The sequence below is a fragment of the Vicinamibacteria bacterium genome, from assembly GCA_035620555.1.
Taxonomy (GTDB): domain Bacteria; phylum Acidobacteriota; class Vicinamibacteria; order Marinacidobacterales; family SMYC01; genus DASPGQ01.
The window spans coordinates 1-6,460 of sequence record DASPGQ010000823.1; the positions used below are offsets into that span (position 1 = coordinate 1).

A 6,460-nucleotide genomic window follows, 5' to 3' on the forward strand; every position below is an offset into this window, starting at 1 on the left:
TGAACGAAGCGGCCGCGGGTTCCCGTGGACAGGGGAAGGGATCGCGCCGCTCCCAAGACCGCTCAGGATCGGATTGCAGCGTAGCCCTCGGCCGACTGCGTCCGATGGAGGCCGGAAGTCGCGCTTCGCTCGCCTTGAGCGTCGAGATCTGGTACGCCGTTTGCTCGCGGCGGGGAGATGAGACGAGCGGGTGACGGCGCTCATCGCCAAGAGGTGAAACGTGGATCTCTATCATCCGGATCTCCAGGAGCTCGAGCATGATGTCGCGGCGGGCTCCCTCACCTGGAGCGAGCGCCGCCAGACAGGGGTGCGGCGGCTCTCGACATTCCCGCACGTAGCCTGGAGCGCGGCGGCGCTCGTCGTCATCTCGGTCATGGTGACGGCGTCGATCCTGCTGGCGCTCCGGACTCTCCATCTCGAAACCGAGTCTCACCGCGAGCTGCAGGCCCGGTTGAGGCAGTTCCAGGGCGACCTCCAGGTGCTCAACGTCGGAATTAGCTTGGATTCTCGGCGAAAGCAGCTTCTGCTGGGAATCCGCGACGAGATCATGCGGGTGAACTCCAGGGTGAGCCTGGGGCAGGCGTACGAGTCCGCAGAGCTGCTCCTGAAAGCCACCGAGAAGTATCCCTCGGTGGACCCGCTGCTCTTCCTCGCCGTGGGAATCGTCGAGAGCGGCTTCAATCCAGGGGCCACCAGCGTGGCCGAGGCCCGCGGGCTCTATCAGATCTGGCCCGCGACCGGACGGCTCCTCACGCGGGTCCTCGGGTGGGAGTACTCCGATGAGATGCTCTATGACCCCGCCACCAACACCGAGATGGCCGCCCGCGACCTCGACATCCTGTCCTCCATCTACCATGACAAGAGGATGGTGCTCGCGGAATACAATGACGGTCCCATCAATGCAGGTTACCTGCGCGCTCGGAGCGTTCGGGTGGCGACGGAAACCAGCGATTACGTGGCCAAGGTCATCGCCATCCACGAAGAACTCGAACAGAAATTCGAGCTCGGACGCCGCTTCGCGGGACGTCCTCTACCGCGCCTTGGATCGCGACGAGAAGGCTCTTATCGCGGCCGGTTACCAGGCTGGCGGCTCTTGAAACTCCGGTCGAGCTGCCTCGGGCGCCGTGAACCGCCCGCGATGCCTCCGCGCGGGTGAAGCGGCACGGGTTCACCGCGATGGAAACTCGTCGCGATGCGGATGGGCGGCGGGAGATTCCCGGCATGCCCGGGCATCCCGAGCGAACGAAAACCGAGACGCCTGCCGACGCATTGCCCACGCGGATCCACCTGGATCGGACCACCCTGCAGTGGGCGGTGTTCCTGGGCGCGGTGGCGGGCGTTTTCTACCTCTGCTTCGAGATCCTTTCGCCGTTCCTCGTCGTGGTCGGCTGGTCGTCGGTCCTCGTCATCGCCTTCGAGCCCGTTCATCGGCGAATCTCGAGGAAGATCCGCGGCGTGTCTCTGGCCGCGCTCGTTTCGACGCTGCTCGCCGGCGGCAGTATCCTGGTCCCGCTCGCGCTCCTCATCACCCTCGGCTTCGACCAGTTCCTGCGCCTGCGCGCCCGCCTCCAGGTGACTTTCACCGGCGCGGCGAATGCCGGCGCTCTCGAGCCGCTCGAAGATGCGCGGGAGTGGCTCGCGCGAACTCTGGGGCTGGATCCAAACATGCTGCAGGAATGGCTCGCGCACTACACCAGGGAGCTGGGCCGCCTCGACGTCGAGTCGTTCCTCACCCTGGTGACGAACGTGACCGGGGGAGTCGTTTACACGGCCTTCACTCTGTTCGCGATGTTCCTGCTTTTTCGTGACGGGAAGGGGATGGTGGCGCGGATCCCGGACCTGCTTCCGTTCGAGCGTACCCGCACCGAGGAATTCCTCGCGCGCCTCCGGGGAGTGCTCGACGCGAGCATCCGTGGAGTGCTGGTCATCGCCGGGATCCAGGCCGCCCTCATCGGCCTCGGTTTCGCAGTCCTGGGTGTCCCTTATGCCGGACTCTGGGCGACGGTCACCCTGTTCACCAGCCCGATTCCCATGGTCGGCACCTGGGCGGTCTGGTTGCCCGGCTCGATTTACCTTGTGCTGGAGGGACACGGGATCAAAGCCCTCTTCCTCCTCGCCTGGGGCGCGCTCATCGTGAGCTCGGTCGACAACTTCGTGAGGCCGAAGCTCGTCGCCGAGAGGGTTGGTATCGATGAGTTCTTCATGTTCCTCGCCATACTCGGCGGGCTCCCCCTGTTCGGCGCTCTGGGCATCGTCATGGGCCCGGTGGTCTTCGCCGCCGCGGCATACCTCCTCGAAGCGCTGAGCCGCGGCGAGCCGGACCCCGTACGGCCGCATTCGCCGCCGGAACCCGGCTCATCTCCGAAAGGTCCAGCCGCTGCGGGCTCCAGGTGCGACCTGAGCTTCAGCGACTCTTCAGGCAACGTGGCGGGTGAACGGGATTGACGATCCGTCGTGCTTCGGATCTCGGATGTCGGCGTTCCTCCGGGGGACACACCGGAGCCTGGGCGCCCTCTCTCTCGTTGGTACGTAACTTGCACTTCGTCGAGTTCCAAGGGGTGGAGCCTGAGAATCACCGCTGTCGCCTGCGCGCTGCTGGGCCCGGTCTTCGGATGGCTCCTTCAAGAGCTCTCCGGAGAGTCCGCGCCCATCGCGGCCGCTCATTACCAGACCGCGTTCACGCCGCTCCTATGCGGAGTCGCCCTCGCGATCGTCCTCGTCTTCTTCCTGAAGGAGCCGGGACCCCCGAAAGGGAATTCCACGAGGTTCCCCGATGAAGCAAGGACCAGGAACGGGAGAGTGCGAGCGGCTCTTCGATAGACGGCGCAGTCTCGATATGGCCACCTGCGGAAGCCATAGGATGACGCCCGATGGATGACTACGCGCTCGTTCTCAACGCCGGTTCGTCGAGCTTGAAGTTCTGCGTGTACTGGAGGCCTTCCGACGGAACCTGGCAGGTTGGATCCCGTGGCCAGGTCGAGGGGATAGGCACCGCCCCGAGGCTCTTGGCCGAAGACGCGGCGGGGGAGGAGCTCGCCGACCAGGAGCTGCCGGCGGCGGTGAGCGATGGGCGCACCGCGCTCGACGCGCTCGCCGCGTGGCTCCGATCCCTCTACGGCGGAGTGCGGGTTCTCGGCGTCGGCCATCGGGTGGTGCATGGAGGAGCTCGTTTCGCGGCTCCCGTCATTTTGACCCGGCAGGTGCTTGAGGAGCTTCACGAGCTCGTCCCGCTCGCGCCCCTTCATCAGCCCTACAACCTCGCGGCGATCGAAGCGGTATTCGAGCACTTGCCCGAGGTGCCCCAGGTCGCCTGCTTCGACACTGCATTTCATCGAGGGCATCCGCCGGTTGCGGATCTCGTCCCTCTCCCGCTCGAGATCCGCCGCGGAGGTGTCCAGCGCTACGGTTTTCACGGGCTTTCGTACGAGTACGTCGCTTCCGTCCTCCCGCAGGTCGCTCCCGAGATCGCGAAAGCCAGGGTGCTCGTGGCTCACCTTGGAAGCGGTGCGAGCCTTTGCGCCTTGAGGGAAAGGAAGAGCGTCGACACTACGCTGAGCTTCACCGCGCTCGACGGACTCTGCATGGGCACCCGGCCCGGTGCACTCGACCCCGGGGTGGTGCTCTACCTTTTCCAGAACCTCTCGCTCGGTCCCAAGGATGTCGAGGACATCCTCTACAAGAAATCGGGCCTGCTCGGCATCTCCGGTATCAGCAATGACATGAGGAAGCTTCTCGCGAGCGAGGACGCGAACGCTCGGCTCGCGGTGGAGTACTTCGTCTACCGGGCGGCGAAGGAGATCGGCGCCCTGACGGCGGTCCTGGGCGGAATCGACGGCCTGGTGTTCACCGCAGGAATCGGAGAGAACTCGGCCGAAATCCGGAAACGGATCTGCGAAGCATCCTCGTGGCTCGGCCTCGAGCTCGACGCCGCCGCCAACGCCCGCCACGGTCCCCGGATCACGACGAATCAAAGCAAAGTCTCGGCCTGGGTGATTCCGACGAATGAGGAGCTGATGATCGCCCGGCACACCGGGACGCTCCTCGGCCTGATATGAATCGGAACGCGGTGATCCCTTCGATGCCCCGCTGGGCCGGCCTGGTGGCGGCGCTCCTCGCCTCATTCTCCTTCGCAGTTGGTTCCGCGGGCGCGGAGGGGCGGGAGATCTACGTGGCATTTCTAGGGGACGGGGGCACTGGAGGCAAGGAACAGAAGTCGGTGGCGCGTCAGCTGGAGCTCGCGAGAGAGCAAGGCAAGCTCGACTACGTCTTTCTCCTCGGCGACAATCTGTACCCCAAGGGCGAAGCGAAGAAGATCGGCCCGAACTTCCTGGACGTCTACCGAAATCTCCTCGACGCCGGTGTCGCTTTCCACGCGGCGCTCGGAAACCACGACGTCGAGGTGTGCGGCATCCTCAATCTCACGCCCCTCCCGCGGGACGCTACCGCTTATACCCGGTGCGAGGTCGATCGACAGCTCGATCCCGCGAACCGCTTCGGTTACGCGAATGGATCCCGTTACTACCACCTCACCATCCCCGGGGATTCTTCGTACGGCGAAGCGGCGCTCGCCCAGGTCTTCGTGATCGACACGAATACCCTGGCGTCCAGCCAGTCGCTCCTGCCGTCGGGCGACGACCGAGACCAGCTCCAGTGGCTCGACGGCGAGCTCTCCCGATCCACCGCCACCTGGAAGATCGTCATCATGCATCACCCGATCCACACGCCCAAGGCTGCGGGATGGTTCAGGGGACACTCCCGAGAGTTACGGCTCGGGGAACAGCTCGAGCCGATCCTGATGCGAGGAGGGGTCGACGTGGTCTTCGCCGGACACAACCACTTCTATGCCCGCATCGTTCCGCAGGCGGGCATCCGTTACTTCGTCTCCGGAGGAGGCGGCCAGCGCATCCTTCGATATCGGCCCGCCGAAGACTACGTAGCCTTCGACCCCGAACGGGGGAAGTTCCATCACTTCATCCACGTGCGGGTGAGCCCGGAATGGTTCGAGTACTGCGTGGTGGACGCCGTGGGGAGGACGCGCGACGGCGGCCGCTTCCGGCACGGCGACGACTTCGATGAGCCGCTCCCCGAGGGGGCTTGCCCTTACTGAAGAAGTTCGCTGCGAGAGCTCGAGAAGCGCGCCGGTTCGCGAAGGAAGCTCCGAGGCACGAAAGGGGCACAGGATTGCGGTGAGCGCGACTCCGGTCGTCTCGCCAACGCCCAGGCGACCAGGAATTTGGTGGCTCGCGAGGCCCGGCGAGTCCATGACGAAGGCATTCGGCAAGCCGCGAACTGACGAGCGCGAGAAGGGCCGAGCCCGGCCGCATGGAGGGGCGTGAAAGGCAAGCCCGTGACTTCGGCAATGGGGACTATCCCGTGTCGCCGGCAACCGTACCTCGGGAATCGTCGGAAGCTCGCGAGGTACAACGCGGCGCGCCGTTGAGGTGATGAGTCACCGGACCCGTGCCCGCGCACACTGACACAGCCTGCGCAGCCCCGAGCAGCGTCCTGGCACTCATGCTTCCCGCTTCCTCCTTGCTACCGAAGCAAGGCCACTGACGGAACGACTGGCATCATCCTTGCTGTTCCCCGGAGCCAGGATGACCGTCGGCGCCCTCGGGGGAAGCAAGATGTGGATCGTCAATGACCCCCTCGGGAGATTGCGGTCGTCACCGACGGACACCGAGTGGAGGTACAGTGAAAAGCGAGACTTGCAACGGCAGCCGGAACCTAGCGGTAGTTGTACCCGATCGTTTCCACGACCTTGTGCTGGCTTTCCCCCGGGGCCGGGTCATCGGAGGCCGTGTGAAAGAGACGACAAAGCGAGATTCCGAAGCACCCGGGCCCGACGACGAGCAGGCGGTAATGGCCGAGGTACCCAGGTTCACCGAACCTGCGGCGCACCATACACGCGAAAGTGCCGCCAGCGACGCTTCGGCATGGATCCGCGAGCACCGGTGCACGTACGACGTCCAACCGCTCGTGGACAAGAATCACGGCCGAGCGGTCGAAGTGGGCTATGAGGTCAACCTCAACGCCGAGCTCCCGGTCACTGGGCGAATCACGGTGGAGGACGCTAGACGAGTCGAGGCCATCCGCGACCGGCTGCGCGAGATCCTCGAGTGTTTGATCTCGGAGGATGTCGACGCCCGGATCCAACGGGTGTTCTTCAAGTGGTCGGTACGCTCTCGCCGAGGTGCGAGCAAGAGGCTCATGGTCATCCGCTCCGCCCTGGTGTTCCACCCGAACTATCGAAGCGTCGAGCTGAGCTACCGCGAGAGGTTCGGTCCGATGGAGAAGCATCTGCGGAAGATGGGATTCACGAGAGCTTGAGCTTCCGAAGTGATCTTGTTCAAGAAAGTGGATGGGTCGATGACTTCACATCAGCAGATTTGAGAGCATGATTCTGCTCGTTCTTCATCGGGCTGACACAGCCAAGTGATGAGTGAAGTCGAAGCGGGTT

The 6,460-nt window shown here is 64.6% G+C and carries 6 protein-coding genes; all 6 read left to right on the plus strand.

The features are described from left to right. The coding region (locus tag VEK15_32800; protein ID HXV65521.1) for a hypothetical protein at positions 1-194 on the plus strand (194 nt) is incomplete at its 5' end. 26 nt (positions 195-220) lie between these two features. Continuing rightward, positions 221-1,156, plus strand: a complete 936-nt coding sequence (locus VEK15_32805; GenBank protein HXV65522.1) for a lytic transglycosylase domain-containing protein — start codon at positions 221-223, stop codon at positions 1,154-1,156. Next, a complete protein-coding gene (locus VEK15_32810; GenBank protein ID HXV65523.1) occupies positions 1,153-2,445 on the plus strand; it encodes an AI-2E family transporter in 1,293 nt (430 codons plus the stop codon). Before VEK15_32805 ends, VEK15_32810 begins: the two co-directional genes overlap by 4 nt. 425 nt (positions 2,446-2,870) lie before the next feature. Continuing rightward, complete coding sequence (locus tag VEK15_32815) at positions 2,871-4,055, plus strand: acetate/propionate family kinase (GenBank protein ID HXV65524.1); 1,185 nt, start codon at positions 2,871-2,873, stop codon at positions 4,053-4,055. Positions 4,056-4,078: 23 nt separating this feature from the next. Further along, entirely contained in the window at positions 4,079-5,107 is a 1,029-nt protein-coding gene (locus tag VEK15_32820; protein HXV65525.1) for a metallophosphoesterase, read from the plus strand. A gap of 695 nt (positions 5,108-5,802) precedes the next feature. Then, positions 5,803-6,330, plus strand: a complete 528-nt coding sequence (locus VEK15_32825; protein HXV65526.1) for a hypothetical protein — start codon at positions 5,803-5,805, stop codon at positions 6,328-6,330. Positions 6,331-6,460 lie beyond the last annotated feature (130 nt).